This is a genomic window from Streptomyces sp. NPDC046805, from assembly GCF_040645355.1.
In the GTDB taxonomy this organism is placed as follows: domain Bacteria; phylum Actinomycetota; class Actinomycetes; order Streptomycetales; family Streptomycetaceae; genus Streptomyces.
This window is the reverse complement of record NZ_JBEYYC010000002.1, coordinates 138,922-161,713: the sequence shown is the minus strand read 5'-3', so window position 1 is coordinate 161,713 and position 22,792 is coordinate 138,922. Positions and strand designations below refer to the sequence as shown.

23 protein-coding genes are annotated in these 22,792 nt (G+C 70.4%); 12 read left to right on the top strand and 11 right to left on the bottom strand.

Annotated elements, in window-relative coordinates; genetic code table 11:
* Positions 1-45: 45 nt before the first annotated feature.
* A complete protein-coding gene (locus ABZ910_RS03500) occupies positions 46-222 on the top strand; it encodes a hypothetical protein (protein ID WP_361358520.1) in 177 nt (58 codons plus the stop codon).
* A 68-nt stretch (positions 223-290) separates the two neighbouring features.
* Here the strand turns inward: ABZ910_RS03500 and ABZ910_RS03495 are convergent, their stop codons facing one another.
* Together ABZ910_RS03495 and ABZ910_RS03490 are read right to left on the bottom strand one after the other, a co-directional pair.
* Positions 291-2,153, bottom strand: coding sequence for an ABC transporter ATP-binding protein (locus tag ABZ910_RS03495; protein WP_361359077.1), 1,863 nt, complete (start codon positions 2,151-2,153; stop codon positions 291-293).
* A 293-nt stretch (positions 2,154-2,446) separates the two neighbouring features.
* On the bottom strand, positions 2,447-2,881 hold the full coding sequence (locus ABZ910_RS03490; protein WP_361358516.1) for a hypothetical protein: 435 nt from the start codon (positions 2,879-2,881) through the stop codon (positions 2,447-2,449).
* Between the two features lie 646 nt (positions 2,882-3,527).
* On the opposite strand from ABZ910_RS03490, the gene ABZ910_RS03485 reads away from it, so the two are divergent.
* Together ABZ910_RS03485 and ABZ910_RS03480 are read left to right on the top strand one after the other, a co-directional pair.
* Positions 3,528-4,388, top strand: a complete 861-nt coding sequence (locus tag ABZ910_RS03485) for a helix-turn-helix transcriptional regulator (protein ID WP_361358514.1) — start codon at positions 3,528-3,530, stop codon at positions 4,386-4,388.
* Positions 4,389-4,664: a DUF397 domain-containing protein gene (locus tag ABZ910_RS03480; RefSeq protein WP_361358511.1), complete on the top strand. Its 276-nt coding sequence runs from the start codon at positions 4,389-4,391 to the stop codon at positions 4,662-4,664.
* 73 nt (positions 4,665-4,737) lie between these two features.
* On the opposite strand, the gene ABZ910_RS03475 is transcribed toward ABZ910_RS03480, so the two are convergent.
* Both ABZ910_RS03475 and ABZ910_RS03470 read right to left on the bottom strand, forming a co-directional pair.
* The gene (locus ABZ910_RS03475; RefSeq protein ID WP_361358508.1) at positions 4,738-6,225 is read right to left on the bottom strand and encodes a glutamate synthase subunit beta; all 1,488 of its coding nucleotides are present in this window, start codon (positions 6,223-6,225) and stop codon (positions 4,738-4,740) included.
* Positions 6,226-6,443: 218 nt separating this feature from the next.
* Complete coding sequence (locus ABZ910_RS03470; RefSeq protein ID WP_361358505.1) at positions 6,444-7,139, bottom strand: DUF2293 domain-containing protein; 696 nt, start codon at positions 7,137-7,139, stop codon at positions 6,444-6,446.
* A 126-nt stretch (positions 7,140-7,265) separates the two neighbouring features.
* On the opposite strand from ABZ910_RS03470, the gene ABZ910_RS03465 reads away from it, so the two are divergent.
* Positions 7,266-7,907 carry a uridine kinase gene (locus ABZ910_RS03465; RefSeq protein WP_361358502.1) on the top strand — a complete coding sequence of 214 codons (642 nt, stop codon included), beginning with the start codon at positions 7,266-7,268 and terminating at the stop codon, positions 7,905-7,907.
* 235 nt (positions 7,908-8,142) lie between these two features.
* A complete protein-coding gene (locus ABZ910_RS03460) occupies positions 8,143-8,577 on the top strand; it encodes a CBS domain-containing protein (RefSeq protein ID WP_361358499.1) in 435 nt (144 codons plus the stop codon).
* A gap of 36 nt (positions 8,578-8,613) precedes the next feature.
* Here ABZ910_RS03460 and ABZ910_RS03455 read toward each other — a convergent pair whose 3' ends face one another.
* On the bottom strand, positions 8,614-9,741 hold the full coding sequence (locus ABZ910_RS03455) for a magnesium and cobalt transport protein CorA (RefSeq protein WP_361358496.1): 1,128 nt from the start codon (positions 9,739-9,741) through the stop codon (positions 8,614-8,616).
* A 257-nt stretch (positions 9,742-9,998) separates the two neighbouring features.
* Here ABZ910_RS03455 and ABZ910_RS03450 point away from each other — a divergent pair, with 257 nt between their 5' ends.
* Positions 9,999-10,793, top strand: coding sequence for a methyltransferase (locus ABZ910_RS03450; protein ID WP_361358493.1), 795 nt, complete (start codon positions 9,999-10,001; stop codon positions 10,791-10,793).
* Positions 10,794-10,828: 35 nt separating this feature from the next.
* On the opposite strand, the gene ABZ910_RS03445 is transcribed toward ABZ910_RS03450, so the two are convergent.
* From ABZ910_RS03445 to ABZ910_RS03425, 5 genes are all read right to left on the bottom strand, one after another.
* A complete protein-coding gene (locus tag ABZ910_RS03445) occupies positions 10,829-10,993 on the bottom strand; it encodes a PfkB family carbohydrate kinase (protein WP_361358490.1) in 165 nt (54 codons plus the stop codon).
* Complete coding sequence (locus tag ABZ910_RS03440; RefSeq protein ID WP_361358487.1) at positions 10,959-11,975, bottom strand: PfkB family carbohydrate kinase; 1,017 nt, start codon at positions 11,973-11,975, stop codon at positions 10,959-10,961. Before ABZ910_RS03440 ends, ABZ910_RS03445 begins: the two co-directional genes overlap by 35 nt.
* Entirely contained in the window at positions 11,960-12,901 is a 942-nt protein-coding gene (locus tag ABZ910_RS03435; RefSeq protein WP_361358484.1) for a pseudouridine-5'-phosphate glycosidase, read from the bottom strand. The genes ABZ910_RS03440 and ABZ910_RS03435 overlap by 16 nt, the downstream gene beginning before the upstream one ends.
* A 78-nt stretch (positions 12,902-12,979) precedes the next feature.
* On the bottom strand, positions 12,980-13,534 hold the full coding sequence (locus tag ABZ910_RS03430; RefSeq protein WP_361358481.1) for a methylated-DNA--[protein]-cysteine S-methyltransferase: 555 nt from the start codon (positions 13,532-13,534) through the stop codon (positions 12,980-12,982).
* Positions 13,535-13,575: 41 nt separating this feature from the next.
* Positions 13,576-14,448 carry a glycerophosphodiester phosphodiesterase family protein gene (locus ABZ910_RS03425; RefSeq protein WP_361358478.1) on the bottom strand — a complete coding sequence of 291 codons (873 nt, stop codon included), beginning with the start codon at positions 14,446-14,448 and terminating at the stop codon, positions 13,576-13,578.
* A 292-nt stretch (positions 14,449-14,740) separates the two neighbouring features.
* Here ABZ910_RS03425 and ABZ910_RS03420 point away from each other — a divergent pair, with 292 nt between their 5' ends.
* The 6 genes from ABZ910_RS03420 to ABZ910_RS03395 all read left to right on the top strand — a co-directional run bounded on the left by ABZ910_RS03420 (position 14,741) and on the right by ABZ910_RS03395 (position 21,359).
* Complete coding sequence (locus ABZ910_RS03420; protein ID WP_361358475.1) at positions 14,741-15,616, top strand: MHYT domain-containing protein; 876 nt, start codon at positions 14,741-14,743, stop codon at positions 15,614-15,616.
* Between the two features lie 40 nt (positions 15,617-15,656).
* Positions 15,657-17,807 carry an excinuclease ABC subunit UvrB gene (uvrB, locus tag ABZ910_RS03415; protein ID WP_361358472.1) on the top strand — a complete coding sequence of 717 codons (2,151 nt, stop codon included), beginning with the start codon at positions 15,657-15,659 and terminating at the stop codon, positions 17,805-17,807.
* Positions 17,808-17,963: 156 nt separating this feature from the next.
* Positions 17,964-18,542 carry a TerD family protein gene (locus ABZ910_RS03410; RefSeq protein ID WP_361358469.1) on the top strand — a complete coding sequence of 193 codons (579 nt, stop codon included), beginning with the start codon at positions 17,964-17,966 and terminating at the stop codon, positions 18,540-18,542.
* A gap of 250 nt (positions 18,543-18,792) precedes the next feature.
* Positions 18,793-19,791, top strand: a complete 999-nt coding sequence (locus ABZ910_RS03405; RefSeq protein WP_361358467.1) for a TerC family protein — start codon at positions 18,793-18,795, stop codon at positions 19,789-19,791.
* 57 nt (positions 19,792-19,848) lie between these two features.
* A complete protein-coding gene (locus ABZ910_RS03400) occupies positions 19,849-20,151 on the top strand; it encodes a hypothetical protein (RefSeq protein ID WP_361358464.1) in 303 nt (100 codons plus the stop codon).
* 107 nt (positions 20,152-20,258) lie between these two features.
* Positions 20,259-21,359: an ionic transporter y4hA gene (locus ABZ910_RS03395; protein WP_361358456.1), complete on the top strand. Its 1,101-nt coding sequence runs from the start codon at positions 20,259-20,261 to the stop codon at positions 21,357-21,359.
* A 75-nt stretch (positions 21,360-21,434) separates the two neighbouring features.
* On the opposite strand, the gene ABZ910_RS03390 is transcribed toward ABZ910_RS03395, so the two are convergent.
* The gene (locus ABZ910_RS03390) at positions 21,435-22,706 is read right to left on the bottom strand and encodes an MFS transporter (RefSeq protein ID WP_361358453.1); all 1,272 of its coding nucleotides are present in this window, start codon (positions 22,704-22,706) and stop codon (positions 21,435-21,437) included.
* Positions 22,707-22,792 lie beyond the last annotated feature (86 nt).

The window sequence follows — 22,792 nt, the reverse complement described above, 5'->3', positions numbered from 1 at the left end:
CACAGCGTTGACTCCTCCAAGGACGACGCTTTCTGGAGGTGCAGGATGGTGAACGGGCGAACCGTGCTCGAACGCTTTCCCGCCGGCGGACCCCGGGGATCCTGGCCGGCCGAGGAGTTCGCGCACGCGCGACGTCTGGAAGGCCTGCCCGCCGAGGTCGTCATGGATCTTGCGACGGACACGTTCCTCGTGATCGTCCGCGGCGGTGACGGCAAGGAGTGAGCCGGATACGGCAGGGAGTGAGCGGGTACGGCAACGCGTGAGTCGGGCACCGCAAGGAGTCAGCCCGCTCAGCTCGCCTTCGGTGCGGGCAGCTTGGCCGTGAACTGCTCGGCCTGGAGGCCGTACAGCTCCGCGTAGACGCCACCGGTGGCCAGGAGTTCGTCAGGGGTGCCGGACTCCACCAGCCGGCCGTGCTCCAGGACGTGCACCAGGTCCGCGTGGCGTACCGATGCCAGCCGGTGGGTGATCAGGACGACCGTCTGGCCGCTCCCCGCCAGCGCCCGGATCTTCTCGAAGACCTCCAGTTCGGCCCGGGCGTCCAGGGCCGCCGTCGGCTCGTCCACGATCAGGATCCGCCCCCGCCGGTACGCGGCCCGGGCGATACCGAGGCGCTGCCACTGGCCGCCGGACAGCTCGTGCCCGCCGCTGAAGTTCCGGGCCAGCAGGGTGTCCAGGCCGCGTGGCAGATCCGCGACCACCTCCTCCGCGCCCGCCTCCACGACCGAGGTGGCCAGGCGGTCCTCGGTCAGCGGCGCCGAGGAACGCCCCACCGCGACATTGACCTTGGCCGTGAACGGCCACCGCTTGAAGTCCTGCGCCACCATCGCGATCCGCTCGGCCAGCTGGTGCCGATCCGCGCTCGCCGCGTCGACGCCGTCCCACAGGATGCGGCCCCGATCCGGCTCGTACAGCCCCGCGAGCAGCTTGACCAGGGTCGTCTTGCCGGAGCCGTTCTCGCCCACCAGCGCGATGATCCGGCCGAGCGGCAGAGTGAGCGTGACGTCGTCGAGGGCCGGGCGGGTGGCCTCGCCCGGATAGCTGAACGTGACGTTCTCGAACCGGATCTCCTGTGGATCCTCCGGCAGCGGCTTCCCGCCGGCCGGGATCGCCCGCTCGGCCGCCTCGACGTACAGCCGCTGCAGATCGCTGACGAACAGGGCCTCCTCATGCAGCTGGTTGATCTCCAGGACGAGGCTGTCGAGGCTCGCGGAGCCCGTGCGGATCGCGATCACCGCCGTGCCCGCGACGGACAGCGCCATCGCCCCGCCCAGCAGCAGCGCGCCCAGCGTTGCGTACGTCGCCAAGGTCGCGAGGCCCGTCCAGGCCGCCGCGATCAGCCCGGTCCGGGCCGCGAGCCGGGCCAGCCGGGCCTGTTCCGCCTCCGCTGACTCCGACATCGCCCGGAAGTGCCGCAGCAGGAAGGGGCCGACGCCGTGCACGCGGATCTCGGGGGCGGCCTGAGGTTCGGTGAGCAGGCTGCCTATCAGGTGTCCGGCCCGCGCGTGCTGCACCCACGTGTGGAACGACTCGTAACGGCGCCGCGCGTTGGTCAGCGCGCCCCAGGCGCTGGGCACGGTCATGGTCGCCAGCAACGGCAGCAGCGCCGGGTGCAGCACGGTCAGCACGCTCGCCGCCGCGGCCAGCGAGATCAGCGCGTTCACCACCTGCGTGCCGTACTTGATCATCCGGCGGGCGGACTGAGCGCCGTACTGCGCGGTGTCCAGCAGCTTGTGGAAGGCGTGATCCTCGATCGCGGCCAGTTCCACGGCCGCGGCCCGTTCCAGGTACAGCTCGGTCGCCACCCGCTCCACCTTGGGCTCCAGCCGGCCGGTGGCGTACGTCGACGCGGCGCGCAGCAGCGCCCCAACCAGTGCTACGACGGCCATGGTGGCCAGGGCGGGGGCGGCGCCCCGCAGCCGGCCTTCAAGCGTGCCCCCGCCGATCAGCTGCCCCAGTGCACTGTTCACGGCGAGCAGGCTCACGGCCTGGGCGGCGCCCCGGGCCGCCTCGGCGAGCAGCACGGTCCGCGCGGCCCGCGCGTCGGCCTGCCGGGCCAGCCGGAAACTGGAGGCCAGCATGCCGGGTAACCGGGTCACCATGGCCCGGAAGTCCAACTCCAGGAAGGCGTCCCGGTGTTGGTTCCACCCCATGTCGTAGCGCAACGGGCCACCGAAGAGCAGCTGTTCGGACTCGGACACCTCGGGCGTGACCCGGCCGCGTCTCTTCCCCACATGGACCTCCCCCGTCTGCGGACGAACGGCCACTATGGCGGGGCGGAAGCCTGCCGGGCAGGGCGCGTGACAGGGCCGACGGAAGCGCGCGGGCGTACGCCGCCGGGACGGCTTGGCGTACGTGGAGTACATGGCGTAGGCCGTATACGAGGCGCACACGGTTCACATGGCGTACATGGGCTTGTGCGCTGCGTACGGCTTATGGGCTGTGCTCACACACTGATACGCCACGACCAGTCCGGCGTCGTCCCGGTGACCCGGCACAGCGCCAAGTACAGCGGGATCGGCGGGGTGTACGGAAAGGTGCCGTCCGGTCGGTGGATGAGGCGGGCGGCGGTGGGGAGGAGAGCACCGGGAGCGTAGTGGGCGGGGGAGTGCCAGCGCAGGGCGTAGTCGGAGTCCGACGGGACGATCCACCACCAGTGCGCCCCGTCGTCGTACAGGCATCCCACACGGGGAAGCCGGGGTACGACGAGCGGTCCGATGTGGGCCGGCACCGCCACGGCGTCGCAGCCCAGGGGGGTCGTCATGCCCTCGGGCAGAAGCAGGCGCCCGGCCGCGGCCGGCGTGCTCCGCTCGCGCCTCATGCGGACCAGCGTGTCCAGTGCGAGCGCGTGGCCGGAGCCTCGGCCACCGCTCAGAGCCATTCCGCCCCCATTCGACCCCCAGGTGCTCTGGTCCGGTTCTCGGGTTCGTTGATCCGGTCCGCAGGTCTGCTGGTCCGGTTCCCGGGTTGCCCGGTCCGGTGTCGTGCTTCTCCGGTCCAGTGCTGTGGCTCCCTGACACGGTGCGCCGGCTTAGTGCGCTCCTGCTCACTGGGACCGTGGGACGGGCGGGGCTTGGGGCGGGCTCCCCAACCCAGGTCGTTGCGCGGCTGCGGCTGCGGCTGCGGCAGGCGTCTCGCCTGGACGGTGGACCCCGGCCGGGCTGTCGGCTCGCACCGGAACCGGCGCTCGGCAGTGGGCCCACCAGGGACGACCGTCGCTGTCACGACGAGATGGGGGTGCTCGTCGGGGCGTTCGTCGGGGTGGTCCGTGGCGGTGACTGTTCCTAAGGACGCGGACGGAATCACGCTTGCCACTATCACCCCGCCGTGAACACTTGGCAAGAGTCACTATGGAAATTGCAGAGTGTGTGGGACGTGGTGAACGGCCGTGGCACACTGCTCGCAACAGCACGTACAGCGGCGCCAGTTGGGGGCATCGGGGATCCACCGGATCAACGAGCGCGTCTTCGAGTGGCGCCGTAGGGCTGTCAGGATTCATGCGTGGAGGCCGGCGTGGAGGTAGGAGCGTGAGCGAACCGCGCCCCGCGCCGACGGTGGGCCAGGTGGTCCTCGGCCGGCGACTGCTGGACCTGCGGGAACGCGCCGGTCTCAAGCGCGAGGATGCCGCCCGCGTCCTGCGCGTCGCCCCGGCCACCGTCCGCCGCATGGAGATGGCCGAGGTCTCCTTCAAGATTCCGTACCTCCAACTGCTTCTGAAGGCCTACGGAGTCGGCGACGAAGAGGCCGACGCCTTCGTGCGGTTGGCCGAGGAGGCCAACAAGCCCGGCTGGTGGCAGCGGTTCCACGACATACTGCCGGGCTGGTTCTCGATGTACGTCAGCCTTGAGGGGGCGGCCGCCCTCATCCGGTCGTACGAGCCGCACTTCGTGCCCGGACTGCTGCAGACCGAGGACTACGCGCGCGGCGTGCTGCGAGCGGGCGCCGTCGGCCAGACCAGCCCCGAGGACATCGAGCGCCATGTCGCCCTGCGCATGGAGCGTCAGGAACTGCTCGCCCGTCCCGACGCCCCCCGCTTCTGGGCCGTGGTGGACGAGACCGCTCTGCGCCGTCCGGTGTGCGGTCCGAAGGTGATGCGGGCGCAGATCGACAAGCTGCTCGAGGTCATGGCGCTGAACCACGTGACCCTCCAGGTCGTCCCGTTCGCGGGCGGGCCCCACCCCGGCACGTACGGACCGTTCGTACTGTTCCGGTTCGCCATGTCAGAACTCCCGGACATGGTCTACAGCGAGTACCTGACCGGCGCCGTCTACCTGGACGCGCGCTCCGAGGTGGCGACCTACCTCGAGGTCATGGACCGCATGGCGGCGCAGGCCGCCACAGCACATCGCACGAAGGAGATCCTCCGGGATCTCCGCAAGGAGTTGTGAATGGATCGCATCATGTCCCAGCCCAGGCCCCGGGTTCGCGGGGAGCACATCTACAACGGCATGCCCGCACGGGAGTTGGGCAGCGAGGGCTGGCACAAGCCGTGGAGCGGCGGCAACGGGGGCAACTGTCTGGAAGCGATGAAGCTGGCCGACGGCAGGATCGCGGTCCGCCAGTCCACCGACCCGGACGGCCCGGCGCTGATCTACACCTCGGACGAGATAACGGCCTTCATCGAGGGCGCCAAGGCAGGCGAGGCGGACTTTCTGCTGTCCTGAACGGTCTCCTGCCCCCACCCTGCACCACCCACCGTTCCACCACGGATCGACGTCACATCGCCATACGGCGGCGTCACACCGCCATGGGCCGGTCGTACGGCGATATCGGCGCCGCAAGTCGCGTACTCCCCGTCAGATAGCGGTCGACGGCCGCCGCCACCGCCCGGCCCTCGGCGATCGCCCACACGATCAGCGACTGCCCGCGCGCGGCGTCCCCGGCGGCGAACACACCGGGCACGTTGGTCGCGAAGCCGGCGTCCCGGGCGATCGTGCCACGCGGCTCCAGCGCGAGTTCGAGCTGGTCGATGAGGCCGTCCTCGCGGTCGGGCCCGGAGAAGCCGAGGGCGAGCAGCACCAGGTCGGCGGGGAGCTCCTGTCCGCTGTCCGGCAGCGGTCGCCGCTTCGCGTCCACCTCGACCAGGTGCAGCGACCGTACGTGCCCGCTCGCGTCCCCGGCGAAGCGCAGCGTCGACGCCGTGAACAGCCGCGCGTCCGCGTCCGCCGCCGGCGCCGTCTCCAGGTCGCGGGCTTCCTCGTGCGCGGCCGACAGCCGGTAGACCTTCGGGTACGTCGGCCAGGGCTCGGTCTCCTCGTCCCGCTCGGCGCCCGGCTGGGCGTAGATGTCGAGCTGGGTCACCGACGCGGCGCCGTCCCGCACGGCCGTGCCCAGACAGTCCGCCCCGGTGTCGCCGCCGCCCACGATGACGACGTGCTTCCCGGCGGCGGACAGCGGTGACGCCGCCAGATCTCCCTCGCACACCCGGTTGGCCAGCGGCAGATACTCCATCGCCTGGTGTATTCCGACCAACTCCCTCCCCGGTACCGGCAGTTCGCGCCACGCCGTGGCCCCGGTCGCGACGATCACGGCGTCGTACCGCGCGCGCAGCTCGGCCGCCCCGATGTCCCGCCCCACCACCGTCGACGTGCGGAACCTGGTCCCCTCGGCCCGCATCTGCGCCAGCCGCCGCTCCAGATGCCGCTTCTCCATCTTGAACGCGGGGATGCCGTACCGCATCAGCCCGCCGATCCGGTCGTCCCTCTCGTACACGGCGACGGTATGACCGGCCCGGGTCAGCTGCTGTGCCGCGGCGAGCCCCGTCGGCCCTGAGCCGATCACCGCGACCGTCCGCCCGGACAGCCTGTCCGGTGGCCGGGGCGGAGCGAAGCCCTCCGTCCAGGCTCGGTCGGCGATCGCACACTCCACGTTCTTGATGGTCACGGCCGGCTGATTGATCGCGAGCACACACCCCGCCTCGCACGGAGCCGGACACAACCGCCCCGTGAACTCGGGGAAGTTGTTCGTGGCGTGCAGCCGGTCGCTCGCCGCCCTCCAGTCCTCGCGCGAGACCAGGTCGTTCCACTCGGGAATCAGATTGCCCAGCGGGCAGGCGTCGTGGCAGAACGGGATGCCGCAGTCCATGCAGCGGTCGGCCTGCTCGCTGACGATGGGCAGCAGCGCCCCGGGGACGTACACCTCGTTCCAGTCCCGCACCCGCTCCTCGACAGGCCTCCGTGGCCACTCCTCGCGCGGCGTGGTCATGAAACCCTTGGGATCGGCCATGGCCGTCTTCCTTGCGTACGCATACGACGGGCCGTGCGCCGGCGGGCGGCGCTCTCTCGGCCACGATACGTCCCTCGTGGCACGTGCGCAGTGCGGTGAACAGCGCTTTTCGGGGCGGCGGTGGTGCTGGGCCCGCAGGCTGTCCCGTCGACGCACCCACGGCAGTCCAGCCGAGGTCTCACGCAGCCGGCGTTTCAGCCGGCACACCAGCCGACGGGTCAGCCGTCGTCCCCACCCGACGTCCGCCACTCCCACAGCACTGCCTCCACACCCGCCGCCGTACGCCGCCGCGCCTCCTTCCGGGGCACCCCGCTCATCAGCAGCTGGTCGTACGGGGTGTCCACGTGCCGTACCGATGCCGCGACCGCCGAGCTCACGGCGTCCTCGGACAGCGCCTGCCCCGCCGCGCTGCGCCCCACCCGGCCGCTGCCCCGCACGGAGGCGTGCGCGGCGATGGCCTGGGCCCGGGCGGCCGGGCAGCCGGGAAACAGCCGTCGGATCTCCGCGGTGAGCGCCTCCGCGAACCGCATGTCCTGCGCCGCCCGGCGCTGCGTGTCCCGCTCCCGGCGCCGGCGCCGCGCCTCCGCGTCGGCCAGGCACCGTTCCTCGGCCCGGGCGAGCGCTGCCTCCTCGACGAGGACGCCCTGCCGCTCGTACCGGTTCTTGCGCCGGTTGAACCGCACCACCACCGCCGACAGCGCACTCTCCTCCCGCGACCTGCGGGTCAGCGCCGTGTCGCCACGCGGCAGGAACACCAGGTGGCCGAGGTCGGCGCAGTCCAGGCAACGCGGCGTGCCGTCCTCGAGCACGAGCAGCGACAGCGGTCCGCTGCGGCACGCGGCACAGTGCTTCCGCCCGAGCGGCTGGATCACGAGCGGTCCGCTGCCGGGGGGAGGAGTCACGAGGTGTGCCATAGGCGGTTCCTTCCCCGTACACGCGCGCGATTGCCCTGCCGGGCCGTCCCGGGGCGGGCTCACCGTCTGCCGGTGTCTGCCGGTGTCTGCCGGAGCCCGGCGGAGCCTTCGCCGTCGCACGGCATCATGGGCCGTGTGCGACTCGAAGCGATCACCTGGGACCGGCTCGGCGAGCTGCTGGCCGACCGAGTGCTGGATCTGAAGCCCGCCGACGGTGCGCTGTGGCCGCGCGTCGCCTTCGACGGTGCGCCGGCTGCCCGCCCGGGTGACCTGGCGGAGCGCGTCGCGGATGCGCTGCGTGTGCGTGGCCGCCCGTCGTTCGTCGTGAGCGCCGAGGGCTTTCTGCGTCCGGCCTCGCTCCGTCTGGAGCACGGCCGCCATGACGTGGAGTCGTACTACAGCGGCTGGTTCGACACCGCCGCCCTGTGGCGCGAGGTCTTCGACCCCCTCGAACCGGGCGGAGGCGGCCGTGTCCTGCCCGATCTGTGGGACCCCGCCACCGACCGGGCCACCCGCAGTTCCTACGTCCAACTCCCGCCCGGTGCGGTCCTGTTGCTGCACGGCCCCCTCCTTCTGCGTCATTGGTTCCCCTTCGATCTGACCGTTCACGTCCTTCTCTCGCCGGGCGCCCTGCGCCGCCGCACGTCCGAGGCCGACCAGTGGACGCTGCCCGCCTTCGAGCGCTACGCGGACGAGACCGACCCCACCGCGGCCGCCGACGTCCTGGTGCGTGCCGATGATCCGCGCCACCCGGCGTGGAACGGCTGATCCGGCCAACCGCCTTTCCGTGATGGCATGTACGGGTGCCGCACGGCTGTTGGTTGAGCGTGCACCGACCAGTCGGTCGTGACGTCGTCAACCAGTCGACGCCGAGGTCGTGATCGACTGAGCGGTTTCCGCCTGAGGGTGCGGGCACCGTGCCGTGCGCGGGACAATGAAGGGCGCCGGGACCCAGCGGTGCGTCCCGCGCCGCACCGGCCCGTCCGGTACCGGGAGGTACACCATGACCACCGCCGGAGACATCATGCACCGCGGTGCCCAGTGGATCCCCGCCCACGAGACCCTGGACCGCGCCGCCCAGCTGATGCGCGAGCTGGGCGTGGGAGCCCTGCCCATCAGCGACGAGAACGAACGGCTCTGCGGCATCCTCACCGACCGGGACATCGTCGTCGGCTGCGTGGCCATGGGCCACGACCCGGCCAAGGTCACCGCCGGCGAGATGGCGAAGGGCACGCCCCGATGGATAGAGGCGAGCGCCGACATCGGCGATGTGCTCCACGAGATGCAGGAGCACCAGATCCGCCGGCTCCCCGTCATCGAGAACAAGCGGCTGGTCGGAATGATCAGCGAATCCGACCTCGCCGAGCACGTGGGCGAGGACCAGATGGCCGCCTTCACCGAGAGCGTCTACGCCAGGACGACCCCGTCGGGCCACTGACGCCCGCGCCCGACCTGCTGTCCGCCCCCGGGCCGGTCACAGCCAGCCGTTGCGCCGGAACCCTCGGTGCAGCGCCAGACAGGCGACGGATATGACGCCGATGAAAAACGGATAACCGAAACGCCAGTGCAGTTCCGGCATGTGGTCGAAGTTCATGCCGTAGACGCCGCACACCATCGTCGGTACGGCGATCACCGCGGCCCAGGCCGTGATCTTCCGCATGTCCTCGTTCTGAGCGACCGTCACCTGCGCGAGGTGGGCCTGCAGGATCGAGTTGAGCAGCTCGTCGAAGGAGGCGATCTGGTCCTTGGCGCGCATCAGGTGGTCGAGGACGTCCCTGAAGTAGGCCTGTATCTCCGGGTCGACCACCCGGATCGACCGCGTGGCGAGATCCTCGACCGGTCGGGCCAGCGGCACCACGGCCCGTTTCAGTTCGAGGAGTTCACGCTTCAGCTGGTAGATCCGTCCGGGGTCGACCCGTGCGCCGGTCTCCGCGAACACGTCCGTCTCGACCTGGTCGATGTCCGCCTGCACCGAATCCGTGACGTTCAGATAGTCGTCGACCACATGGTCCGCGATCGCGTGCAGCACCGCCGCCGGCCCCTTGGCCAGCTGGTGCGGATCCGACTCCAACTCCTCGCGCAGCGGACCCAGTGAGCCGTGCCGTCCGTGGCGCACGGTGATGACGAAGTCGTGGCCGACGAACACCATGATCTCGCCGGTGTCCACCACCTCACTGGTCGCCGTCAGCTGCTCGTGCTCGACGTAGCAGACCGTCTTGAACACGGCGAACAGCGTCTCGCCGTACCGCTCCACCTTCGGGCGCTGGTGCGCCTCGACCGCGTCCTCGACCGCCAGGGGGTGCAGGTCGAACAGCTCGGCGATGCCCGCGAACTCACGGTCCGTCGGCTCGTGAAGCCCCAGCCAGACGAACCCGGCGCCGCTCTTGCGCACCCGCTCCACCGCGTCCACCAGATCGCCGCTCCCGGAGACCCGGACGCCGTCCTGATACGTCACGCAGTTGACGACCGAGGAGCCCAGCGGCGACCGGGCGGGGTGACTCAGGTCGACCCGCGGCCGGCGCCGGCCCAGCCGCGCCACTCTGCGCAGGCCGCCGACCCGTCCCAGTCCCCGGACCTTCCGCAGGTTCCCTGCCATGGACATCTGGATCTCCTCGCGCCGTGTTGTCGCGCCTTGGCGAGAAAGTCTGCCAGTCCGGCGCGCATCGTGGGAAAGCCTGTGGGAACAGGTGATTCCGCTTGGTTCCCGTCTGTGGACAAGTCGCCCGCCACCGCAGTCGGACCGGAGTCGGCCCAGCTCCGGAGCGGCTCGCCATCGGCTCGGGGCAGGCTCGGCCTACGGCGCTTCGTACCGGAGCGTCGGCCGTTACGCAGAAGCGGAGCAACTGGGATGATCGCGGTATGACGCGATCCGACGGGTACCTCCTCGACAATCGGCAGTCCGAGGCAGAACAGCGCTTCGAAGCCTTTGCCACCCTTTTCGACCCGACCACGTTCCGGCATCTCGAACGGTTGGGCGTGGGCCCCGGCTGGCGCTGCTGGGAGGTCGGTGCCGGTGGTACCTCCGTGGTGTCCTGGCTGGCCAAGAAGGTCGGACCGACCGGAAAGGTCGTCGCGACCGACATCGACACCTCCCTGCTCGCCGCGGTCGCCCGCCCGCCGGTCGAGGTCAGCGTCCACGACGTGGGTGCCGAAGAGCCGCCCGGCGAGGGCTTCGACCTGGTGCACGCCCGGCTCGTCCTCGTCCATGTGCCCGACCGGGACAGGGCGTTGCGGTCGATGGTCAAGGCGCTGCGGCCCGGCGGGAGGCTGCTGGTCGAGGACGCCGACCCCGCCCTGCAGCCCCTGATCTGCCCCGACGAGAGCGGCCCCGAGCAGCAGCTCGCCAACCGGCTGCGGCACGGCTTCCGCAAGCTTCTCGCCGACCGCGGAGCCGACCTGTCCTACGGCCGCAGACTCCCGCGCCTGCTCCGCGAGGCCGGGCTGCGCCGAGTGGAGGCCGACGCGTACTTCCCCCTCACCTCGCCCGCCTGCGCCGCCCTGGAGTCCGCCACCGTGCGGCAGATCCGCGACCAGCTCGTCACGGCGGGCCTGGCCACCGACGAGGACATCGAGCAGCACCTGGCCAACGTCGCGTCCGGTGCCATGGACCTGGCCACGGCACCGATGATCTCGGCGTGGGGGCGCAAGGCGTAGTCGGCGCGAGGTGCCGGGCGCCTGTGGGCCGTGCGTCAGCCGTGCGTCGGTGGCCTGCCGCCCAGCCGCTCCACCGCCAGCGCACCGGCCCGGCACCCCTCTGCCGCGGCGTCCACGGCATCCGCGCCCGCGACGAGCGCGGCGAGGAACGCGCCGGTGAAGGCGTCACCGGCACCCGTCTGCCGCGGCGTCCACGGCATCCGCGCCCGCGACGAGCGCGGCGAGGAACGCGCCGGTGAAGGCGTCACCGGCACCCGTGGTGTCCCGGGGCGTCGCCGACCGGGCGGAGACGCGGGTGACCACGGTGCCCGACCGGGCCACCAGAGCACCGTCCGCGCCCAGCTTGGCCACGACCAGCGGGACGTGGCGGCTCAGCTTCGCCGCCGCGTCCGCCGGATCGGGCAGCCCTGTCAGCAGGCACGCCTCGTCACGGCTGGGCAGCAACAGGTCCAGCCCCTCGGCGAATGCCAGGAAGCGGTCGACCCGCAGGCCTCGGAGGAAGCCCGCAGAGGCAGGATCCAGGCTGACCGGTACGCCACGCGCGCGTGCCGCCTCGACCGCCGCCGCCGCTAAGGCCCGGCTCGACTCGGAGAACAACAGGTAGCCGGACAGGTGCAGCCGGGCGACGCCGTCGAGCAGTGCGTCCGACCAGTCGGCGGGTTCGAGCCGCAGTGAGGCGCCGCTGTCGGTGAGGAAGGTGCGCTCGGCCGAGGCCGCCGTGTCGACGAGACAGATCACCGTCCCGGTGGGGGCCGTCGGGTCGACCACGAGCCGGGGGCGGACCCCGGCCGCGACCAGCTCCCGCTCGTGCCAGGAGGAGGCGTCTGCGCCCACCCGCCCCAGCAGCCGTACGTCCGCACAGCCCGAGTGCGCTGCCCAGCAGGCCACGTTGGCGCCCGCACCGCCGGGCAGCGCGAGAACCGCGGCTGCGGTGTCGGTGCCGGCCGCGAGCGGCCCCTGGTGCCGGGCGACGACATCGGTGACGACGTCGCCGACGACCAGGAGGCCGCGGTGGCTGCTCGCGCGACGTCCGTACCGCGTGTCCCGCTGGTCCGTGCCGGGGTCGCACCCGGCATCAGGGCGAGGTGCCCGGGCGCGGCCCGCTGTCGCTCCGTCGCCCGACCGGTCTGCCGGGTCGGCCGCCACCTCCGAGTCCCTGCCCGCCGTCACCCCCGAGCCCATGCGGCCGCGATGCGCGCCGCCAGCCGTACGTTGCCGCGCACCGCCGCCAGGTTGGCGTTGAGCGAGGCGCCGTCCGTGTGCCGGACCAGGTAGTCGAGCAGGAACGGCGTGACCGCCTGACCGGTGACGCCCCCCGCCTCGCAGGCGCGCAACGCGTCGGCCAGTACGCGCGCGTGCAGCTCGGGATCGAGCTGCTCCTCCTCGGAGACTGGCTGGGCGACGATCAGTGCCGACTCCGGTGCACCCAGTGCGTCCTGCGCCCGCATGACCTCCGCCACCTGCTCCGGGCTCTCCAGCGTCCAGTCGACGGAATGTCCGGAGTCGGACAGGTAGAAGCCGGGGAAGCGGTCCGTGCGGTACCCGGCCACGGCCACACCCAGTGTCTCCAGGCGCTGCAGGGTCGCCGGCACGTCCAGGATCGACTTCACGCCCGCGCACACGACCGTGATCCGTGTGCGCGCCAGCAGGCCGAGGTCCGCGGACTCGTCCTGCGTCACCGTCCACTCCCGGTGCACACCGCCGAGCCCGCCCGTCGCGAACACCCGCACACCCGCCAATGCCGCCAGCAGCGCGGTCGCCGACACCGTGGTCGCCCCGCTCGCCCTCGCCGCCACGGTCAGCGGCAGATCCCGCTGACCGAGCTTGCGGATGCCGTCCTCGCTCGCGACCCGCTCCAACTGCTCCTTGTCGAGGCCGACATGGGGCCGCCCGTCCAGCACGGCGATCGTCGCGGGTACGGCGCCCTCCTGCCGTACCGCCTCCTCCAGCTCGCGGGCCACCCGCAGATTGCGCGGGCGTGGCAGTCCGTGCGCGATGATCGTGGACTCCAGGGCCACCACAGGGCGGCGCGCGTCGATCGCTTCCCGTACTTCCTCCGACACCACCAGCACCACGTGCCTGCCTCCCGTCAGTCGGTCCTCCCTCATCCTGGCGGGGCGGCCGCCCGGCTAAACGCCGGTGTGCACAAGGGCGGACCGACAGAAGGGCCGTACGACTTGCAGCCGTCAGAACAGCGGCTCGGGCAGCACGCCCTCCAGAGCGAGCAGCTTCCGCTTGGTCTCCAGGCCGCCCGCGAACCCGCCGATTCCGCCGTCGCTCTCCACCACCCGGTGGCAGGGCACGACGACCGGCAGCGGATTGGCACCCATCGCCGCGCCCACCGCCTGCGCCGCGCCCGGCTGACCGACCCGCTTGGCCAGGTCGCCGTACCCGACGACCGTGCCGTACGGCACCCCGGAGGCCAGCTCACGCAGGACCTGCCGGTTGAAGCCGGAGATCAGCGACCAGTCCAGTGGCAGCGAGAAGTCGTGCCGCTCGCCCGCGAAGTACGCCTCGATCTGCCGTGTCGCCTCGGTCAGCAGCGGCGATCCGGGCGCCTCGACGGGCTCGCCGCCCAGGCGGGCCGCCAGCTGCTTCAGCGTCTCGTCGCGCACCGCGTCGGTCGCGTGGAACGCGACGGTGACCAGGCCGTCGCGGGTCGCCGCCAGCAGCAGCGGGCCGATACCGGTGTCCACGAGGGTCCACACGACCCGCTGCTCGTCCTGTCCATGGCTGTCCATGCGTTCACCGTACGACCCGCCACTGACAGTGCTCGCGTGGGTCAGGGCTTGTTCAGCGCCGCCCGCACCACGTCGGGCTTGTCGGTGATGACACCGTCGACGCCGTACCCGGCGACGGTCCGGGCCGTGGCCGCGTCGTCCACCGTCCAGGTGAACACTCTGAGCCGCTTGCCATGCGGTCCCACGAACGCGTGAGCCGCGGCGACGTAGTTCTTGGAGATGGTGCTGTGCGAGGAATCGACCAGGTCGGTGAAGCCGGCGTACTTTTGCAGGTCACCCATCTTCGGTGTGCCGAGGAAGCCGGTCGTGACGGCGGGCTTCAGATCGTGGACGATCCGCAGACTGTCCGCGCTGAAGCTATGCACGATCAGCCGGCCGAGGTGCGGCTGGTCCAGCCAGCCCTCGTTGCTGAGGAGGTCGAGGGTCTGCCGCTCGATACCCGGATACAGCTCCGGGTTCTTGAGCTCGAGGAACAGGTTCTCGTGGTTGTCCTCGACGCAGCGCACGTACTGCTTCAGCGTCGGCACGCGCGTGCCCGCGTACGCGGAGCCGAACCAGCTGCCCGCGTCCAGGCGGGCGATCTCGGCGGCGGTGAAGTCCTTCACCTTCCAGGGCGCACGGCCGGGGAAGACCTGCTCGACGTTCGTGGTGCGCTTGAGGCTGTCGTCGTGGATGACGACCAGCTCGCCGTCCTTGGTGCGCTGGACGTCGTTCTCGACCCAGGAGAAGCCCAGGCGGGCGGCCTTGTCGATGGCCGGCAGGGTGTTCTCCGGCGCGTAGGCGGAGGCGCCCCGGTGAGCGATGACCACGGGCTGTTCCCGGACACCGCCGGCCCGTGCGTCGCAGGTGGGGGTCAGTAGGGTGGCCGCCCCTACGAACGCGGTGGTCGTGGCGGCAACAAGGCGCGCGTGCATGCGTACTCCTTGCGTCGAGCAAATGCTGACGAATACGGACAGAACCAGATTGACAGCAGAGAGGCAACGCGAGGGTGTGCAGGACGGCCACAGTTGGAATGGACTTACCCAAGTCCGCTCACTGGTGCCTCACAACTGGGGCAGGAGCGTGTTTCTTTGCCGGAAAATCGTTCGACCATTCCGGTGGGGGTCATACTCTCAGCGTCAACCCCGACCGCCCGAGGGTCCTGGGACGGGGGCGCGAGTCAAGTATTCCGGGACGCAAAAGCAAGAGGGTGAAGGGCAGCCGCGCATGCAAGGCACGGTCGATGGATTCAGCTACGGAGTCGTGACCCCGCTGGTGGCCTATCTGATGGCCTGCCTGGGCGGTGCCCTCGGCCTGCGCTGCACCACGAGATCGATGCTGGTGGCCCATCCCTGGCGGCCCGCATGGCTCGCCCTGGGCTCGGCCGCGATCGGCTCCGGCATATGGACCATGCACTTCGTCGCCATGATGGGCTTCACCGTCAAGGAGACCCCCCTCCACTACGACGAACCGATGACGTACGCGAGCCTCGGTCTCGCCATTGTCTTGGTGGGCGTCGGGATCTTCATCGTCGGCTACCGCGGCGCGACGGGAGCGGCACTGTTCACCGGCGGAACGATCACCGGGTTGGGCGTCGCCTCGATGCACTACCTCGGCATGGCGGCCGTCCGACTCGACGGAAAGTTCGCCTACAACACGCTCACCGTGGCCGCCTCGGTCGTGATCGCGGTCGTGGCCGCCACCACCGCTCTCTGGGCCGCCGGACAGGTGCGCGGCGTCCTGTGGAGCGTGGGAGCGAGCCTCGTCATGGGGCTCGCCGTCAGCGGGATGCACTACACCGGCATGGCCGCTCTCAGCGTCCACGTGCACCACGCCGCGCAGGGCGCCGTGGACAGTCCGCCCGCCACCACGCTCGCTCCCATGCTGATCGGCCCTTTCGCCTTCCTTCTCCTCGCGGGCGTCGTCGTGATGTTCGACCCGCTGATGATCATGGGCAGGCCCGACTGGAGCCGCGCCGAGCGCAAGCCGGGCATCCCGGCCGCCGCCGTCGCCCCCCACCCGGGCCGCCGCCCGCTGCTCCGCCCCGGACAGGAAGCCGGCCAGCAGGCGTATCGCCGCTCGCACGCTTCGCAGAACTGGTGATCCGGACCCGTTGTCAGTGCGGGGTCGTACGGTTGGTTGCATGCGGCCCGTTTCCCACATCGAACGCACGGTGGCGCCCTTCGAGGTCGTCAGCTCCTACCAGCCCAGCGGTGACCAGCCGGCGGCCATCGCCGAGCTGGCCAAGCGCGTCGAGGCCGGTGAGAAGGACGTCGTCCTGCTGGGCGCGACCGGCACCGGCAAGTCCGCCACGACGGCGTGGATGATCGAGAAGCTCCAGCGACCCACCCTCGTGATGGCACCGAACAAGACACTGGCCGCCCAGCTGGCCAACGAGTTCCGCGAGCTCCTGCCGAACAACGCGGTCGAGTACTTCGTCTCGTACTACGACTACTACCAGCCCGAGGCCTACGTCCCGCAGTCGGACACCTACATCGAGAAGGACTCCTCGATCAACGAGGAGGTCGAGCGCCTGCGCCACTCCGCGACCAACTCGCTGCTCACCCGCCGCGACGTCGTCGTGGTCGCCTCGGTCTCCTGCATCTACGGCCTGGGTACGCCGCAGGAGTACGTGGACCGCATGGTGCCCCTGAAGGTCGACGAGGAGATCGACCGGGACGAGCTGCTGCGCCGCTTCGTGGACATCCAGTACACGCGCAACGACGTGGCGTTCACGCGCGGCACGTTCCGGGTCCGCGGCGACACCATCGAGATCTTCCCGGTGTACGAGGAGCTCGCCGTCCGCATCGAGATGTTCGGCGACGAGATCGAGGCGCTGTCCACGCTCCACCCGGTCACGGGCGAGATCATCAGCGACGACCAGCAGCTGTACGTCTTCCCGGCCTCCCACTACGTCGCCGGCCCCGAGCGCATGGAGCGGGCCGTCAACGACATCGAGAAGGAGCTGGTGGAGCGCCTGACCGACCTGGAGAAGCAGGGCAAGCTCCTGGAGGCCCAGCGCCTGCGGATGCGCACCACGTACGACATCGAGATGCTCCGCCAGATCGGCAGCTGCTCCGGCGTCGAGAACTACTCGATGCACTTCGACGGCCGCTCGCCCGGCTCCCCGCCCAACACCCTGCTCGACTACTTCCCGGAAGACTTCCTGCTCGTCATCGACGAGTCGCACAACACCGTGCCGCAGATCGGCGCCATGTACGAGGGCGACGCCTCCCGTAAGCGCACCCTCGTCGACCACGGCTTCCGGCTGCCCTCCGCCCTGGACAACCGCCCGCTGAAGTTCGAGGAGTTCCGGGAGCGGATCGGGCAGACCGTCTACCTGTCGGCGACCCCGGGCACCTTCGAGCTGTCCCGAGGGAACGGCGTCGTCGAGCAGATCATCCGCCCCACCGGCCTCGTCGACCCGGAGGTCGTCGTCAAGCCCACCGAGGGCCAGATCGACGACCTGGTGCACGAGATCCGCGAGCGCACCGAGAAGGACGAACGCGTCCTGGTCACCACGCTCACCAAGAAGATGGCCGAGGACCTCACGGACTACTTCCTGGAACTCGGCATCCAGGTGCGCTATCTGCACAGCGACGTGGACACGCTGCGCCGCGTAGAGCTGCTGCGCGAGCTGCGCTCCGGCGAGTTCGACGTCCTGGTCGGCATCAACCTGCTGCGTGAGGGCCTCGACCTGCCCGAGGTGTCCCTGGTGGCGATCCTCGACGCCGACAAGGAGGGCTTCCTGCGCTCCGGTACGTCGCTGATCCAGACCATCGGCCGTGCGGCGCGCAACGTCTCCGGCCAGGTCCACATGTACGCTGACAAGATCACCCCGGCGATGGAGAGGGCCATCGAGGAGACCAACCGCCGCCGGGAGAAGCAGATCGCCTACAACAAGGCCAACGGCATCGACCCGCAGCCGCTCCGCAAGAAGATCAACGACATCGTCGCGCAGATCGCCCGCGAGGAGGTCGACACCGAGCAGTTGCTCGGCTCCGGCTACCGCAAGACGAAGGACGGCAGAGGCGCCAAGGCCCCTGTACCGGCGCTCGCCGACAAGGCTGCCAAGGGCGCGAAGGCCGCCAAGGGCAAGACCAAGGCAAAGGCCAAGGACGCGGTGCCGACCGACCGCCCTGCCACCGAACTCGCCGAGCAGATCGAGGAGATGACGGAGCGGATGCGGGCCGCTGCGGCGGACCTGCAGTTCGAGATCGCGGCCCGGCTGCGGGACGAGGTCTCGGAGATGAAGAAGGAGCTGCGCCAGATGAGGGAGGCGGGCCTGGCCTGACCCCGCGGACCGTGCCGGACCTCGGTCTCAGCGCGGAGTGTTGCAACCGCGACACAAAGCGCGGGCCGGGGCTCGGCACTGTCATTACCCCTGCGTAGGGTTCTGGACAACCGCGGATTCCGCGGTACCCGGGGCCATCCGAAAGGGGAATCAGCCGTGACGGTCAACATGACCAAGGGTCAGGCCATCAGTCTGGAGAAGAAGGACGGGGGCTCCCTGACCGCGGTCCGGATGGGGCTCGGCTGGCAGGCGGCTCCCCGGCGCGGCCTGTTCGGTTCGCGGACGCGGGAGATCGACCTGGACGCCTCCGCGGTGCTGTTCGCCGACAAGAAGCCGGTCGACGTCGTGTTCTTCCGGCACCTGGTGAGTGACGACGGCTCCGTGCGTCACACCGGTGACAACGTCGTCGGGGGTGCGGGCCGTGGCGGGGACGACGAGGCTATCCTCGTCGACCTGCAGCGTGTGCCCGCCCGCATCGACCAGATCGTCTTCACCGTCAACTCCTTCACGGGCCAGACCTTCCAGGAAGTGCAGAACGCGTTCTGCCGCCTGGTCGACGAGACCAACGGCCAGGAACTCGCCCGCTACACGCTGGCGGGCGGCGGCGAGTACACCGCCCAGATCATGGCCAAGGTGCACCGGTCCGGTACCGGCTGGACGATGACCGCCCTGGGGGCCCCGGCCGACGGCCGCACCTTCCAGGACCTGATGCCTGCGATCCTGCCGCACCTGTAGGGGCCTTGCAGGCGTGAACCAAGTACGAGTAAAGAGCGGTTGACCAGGTTATTTAGCTTTTCTTTGCCAAGGACTTTACCTTCCCTTGGCAATTGGGGTACTGTCTTCGTACGGAGGGGAGTACTCCCCATCTGCTGCGACGCACCCGTCAGTACGGATCGGATCGGATCCCGGGGCGTCGGCCCGTCTGGGTGGAAGAGACCTCCGGTGACAACGACATCGATGGTTGCCGTTACCAACCGGAGGCGTAGTGGATGTTTCCGTGACCCTGTGGGTCCTGACCATCGCGGGTCTCGTGGCCTTGGTCGCGGCCGATTTCGTCATCGGCCGCAAGCCCCATGACGTATCCGTCAAGGAAGCCGGCGTCTGGACGGCCGTCTGGATCACCCTGGCCGGTCTGTTCGGCCTCGGGCTGCTCTTCTTCGGCGGCGGTCGGCCCGCCGGAGAGTTCTTCGCGGGCTACATCACCGAGAAGTCGCTGAGCGTCGACAACCTCTTCGTCTTCGTCCTGATCATGGCGAAGTTCGCGGTGCCGTCGCGCTATCAGCAGCGGGTGCTGCTCGTCGGCGTACTGATAGCCCTGGTCCTGCGGGCCGTCTTCATCGCCGCGGGAGCCGCGATCATCGCCAGTTTCTCCTGGGTGTTCTACCTCTTCGGCGCCTTCCTCGTCTGGACAGCCTGGAAGCTCATCCAGGACGCCCGGTCCAAGGAGGAGGACGAGGAGTACGAGGAGAACAAGCTGCTCAAGGCCGTTGAACGCAGGTTCGGAGTGGCCGACCGCTACCACGGCACCAAGCTGTGGATCCGGCAGAACGGCAAGCGCGTCATGACGCCGATGCTGGTCGTGATGCTGGCGATCGGCACCACCGACGTGCTGTTCGCGCTCGACTCGATCCCGGCGATCTTCGGCCTGACGCAGGACCCGTACATCGTCTTCACCGCCAACGCCTTCGCCCTCATGGGCCTGCGGCAGCTCTACTTCCTGATAGGCGGCCTGCTGGAGAAGCTGGTCCATCTCTCGTACGGCCTGTCGATCATTCTCGGTTTCATCGGCGTCAAGCTGGTGCTGCACGCGTTGCACGAGTCGGGGGTGCACGTCCCGGAGATCAGCATTCCGGTCTCGCTCGGCGTGATCTGCGTCGTCCTGATCGTCACCACGATCACCAGCCTGATGGCCTCCGGGAAGCGGCAGGCAGCGGCCGAGACGGGGAGCGATGCCCCGCGAATTGCCGACCCTCGCCGAGGGTGATTCCGTGGTTGCTGAGCGTTCCCGCCTCGGGGGCGCCGCGGCCGGGTGGAGGAACCGATGAAGTACGTGCAGATCATCGACTTCGAGACCGAGCGCATCGACGAGATGCGAGACCTCGCCAGAGACATCGAGAAGCGCTTCGGGGGCAGCGAGTACGGCCCCGAGCGCCAAGCGGTCCTCAAGGACAGGAGCAATCCGGGCCGCTATATCGAAGTGCTCATGTTCAACTCGTACGACGAGGCCATGCGCAGCGGACAGAGCCCCGAGGCGAAGCAGTTCGCCGAGCGGATGACGGCCCTGTGCACGAGGCCGCCGACCATCCTGGAGTGCGACGTCTTGGAGATGAGCGAGCCCAGGTAGCCGAGCCCGACACCCGAACCGACGGGGGTCCGTGCCGTGCCGGCGCCGGACCCCCGGAAAAGAGAGGACCGGCATGCGAACCCCGTACGCCCGGCCACCGCTGCTGCATGAACAGGCGGCTCACGTCGCTCGCCACGCAGTGGACGGTCCTCGTGCCGGTGCTCGCGGTCGTCCTTCTCGGCCTCACCTGGGGGCGGCATCAGCCCGTCGCGGTCGTCGTGCTGGCGTGCGTGGTCCTCGCCGGGGCCGTGCTGGCGGCCGTCCACCACGCCGAGGTGGTCGCCCACCGCGTGGGCGAACCGTTCGGCTCCCTGGTCCTCGCCATCGCCGTCACGATCATCGAGGTCGCCCTGATCGTCACCCTCATGGCCGACGGCGGCGCCAAGAGCGCGACGCTGGCCCGGGACACGGTCTTCGCGGCCGTGATGATCACCTGCAATGGCATCGTCGGCCTGTGTCTGCTCATGGCGTCCCTCCGCCACGGCACCGCCGTCTTCAACCCCGAGGGCACCGGCGCCGCCCTGGCGACCGTGGCGACCCTGGCCACGTTGAGCCTGGTGCTGCCGACCTTCACGACCAGCAAGCCCGGCCCGGAGTTCTCCGGGGTGCAGCTGACCTTCGCCGCGCTGACCTCGTTGATCCTTTACGGCCTGTTCGTGGCGACCCAGACGGTGCGGCACCGCACCTACTTCCTGCCGATCACCCGGCAGGGCGACGTGATCACCGCGGACGATCACGCGGCGATGCCGTCCGCGCGTGCGGCCTGGACCAGTCTCGTCCTGCTGGGTCTCGCCCTGATCGGCGTGGTCGGCCTGGCCAAGGGTGTGTCTCCCGCCATCGAATCCGGCGTGCAGGCCGCCGGTCTGCCCCAGGCCGTCGTCGGTGTGGTCATCGCGCTGCTCGTGCTGCTCCCCGAGACGATCGCCGCGCTGCGCTCGGCCCGCCGTGACCGGGTCCAGACCAGCCTCAACCTCGCCCTCGGCTCGGCGATGGCCAGCATCGGACTCACCATCCCCGCCGTCGCCCTCGCCAGCGTCTGGCTCCCCGGGCCGCTGGTCCTCGGCCTCGGCGCCACCCACATGCTGCTGCTCGCCCTGACGGTGGTGGTGGGCTCTCTGACGGTGGTTCCGGGGCGGGCCACGCCGCTGCAGGGTGGCGTGCACCTGGTGCTGTTCGCCGCGTACCTGGAGTTGGCGATCAATCCCTAGCGGGCGGCCCCGCGCGGAGGCGCCTACCGCCCCCGAGCGCCGCGTAGTCGTGGCCGCGGGTGCCCGCGGAAGCCGTCACCCCGCAGCCGGCTCGACCGCCGGTGCCGGAGCCGGGCGGGTCTCCGGCAGCAGGGTGAAGCAGGCGAGGCTGAGCAGCGCGATGCCCGTCAGATAGGTGCCCACACCCCAGGGAACCCGCCCTCCATGCGCCGCGAGCGCCGTCGCCGCGAAGGGAGTGAGCGCGCCCCCGAGCACCCCGCCGAGGTTGTAGCCGACCGCAGCGCCGGTGCAGCGCAGCCGCGGCTCGTACAGCTCCGGCAGATAGGCGGCGATCACCGCGAACATGGCGATGAACGAGATCAGGGACCCGAGGAAGCCGAGAAACATCAGCAGCGGTTCGCCGGTCGCCAGGAGCGAGACCATCGGGAACATCCACACGGCGCTGGCCGTGCACCCCGCCAGGCACAGGGGCCGGCGTCCGTAGCGGTCGCCGAGCAGCGCCATCACGGGCGTGAGCGCGCCCTTCACCACCACGGCGGCCATGATGCAGGTCAGCATGACGGTGCGGCTCACGCCCAGCCGCTCCGTCGCATACGCCAGGGACCAGGTCGTCACCGCGTAGAACACCGCGTACCCGACCGCCAGCGCCCCGGCCGTCAGCAGCACCAGCCGCCAGTGGTGCCGTACGACGTCGGCGAGCGGCACGCGCGCGTGGTCCTCGATCTCCAGGAACCGGGGGCTCTCCGTGAGCGACGAGCGCAGCCACAGCCCGGCCACGGCCAGCGCCCCGCCCACCCAGAACGGCACGCGCCACCCCCACTGCTCGAACCGCGCGTCGGACAGCGTCGCCGACAGGGCCAGCATCACACCATTGGCGAGCAGGAACCCCAGCGACGGCCCGACCTGCGGAAAGCTCGACCACAGGGCCCGTCGTCCGGCGGGCGCGTGCTCCGCGGTCAGCAGCACGGCCCCGCCCCACTCCCCACCGAGCCCCAGCCCCTGCAGGAAGCGCAGGACGAGCAGCAGCACGGGAGCGGTCACGCCGATCGTGCCGTACGTCGGCACACAGCCGACCGCGACCGTCGAGGCCCCGGTCAGCAGGAGCGAGGCGACAAGGACCGGACGCCGGCCACGCCGGTCTCCGACGTGCCCGAACAGCACCGAGCCCAGAGGCCGGGCCACGAACCCCACGCTGAATGTCCCGAAGGCCGCCAGTGTCCCCGCCACCGGCGAGAACGTCGGGAAGAACAGCGGCCCCAGAACGAGGGCCGCCGCGGTGCCGTAGACGAAGAAGTCGTAGAACTCGATCGCGGTCCCGGCGAGCGAGGCGGCCGCGAGCCGCAGCATGGAGGGCGTCCTTACGGTGCGTACATCGTGCATGCCGCGTCAACTACCCACCGTGATCGTGCGTTATGGGGGTGTGCGGAGGTGAG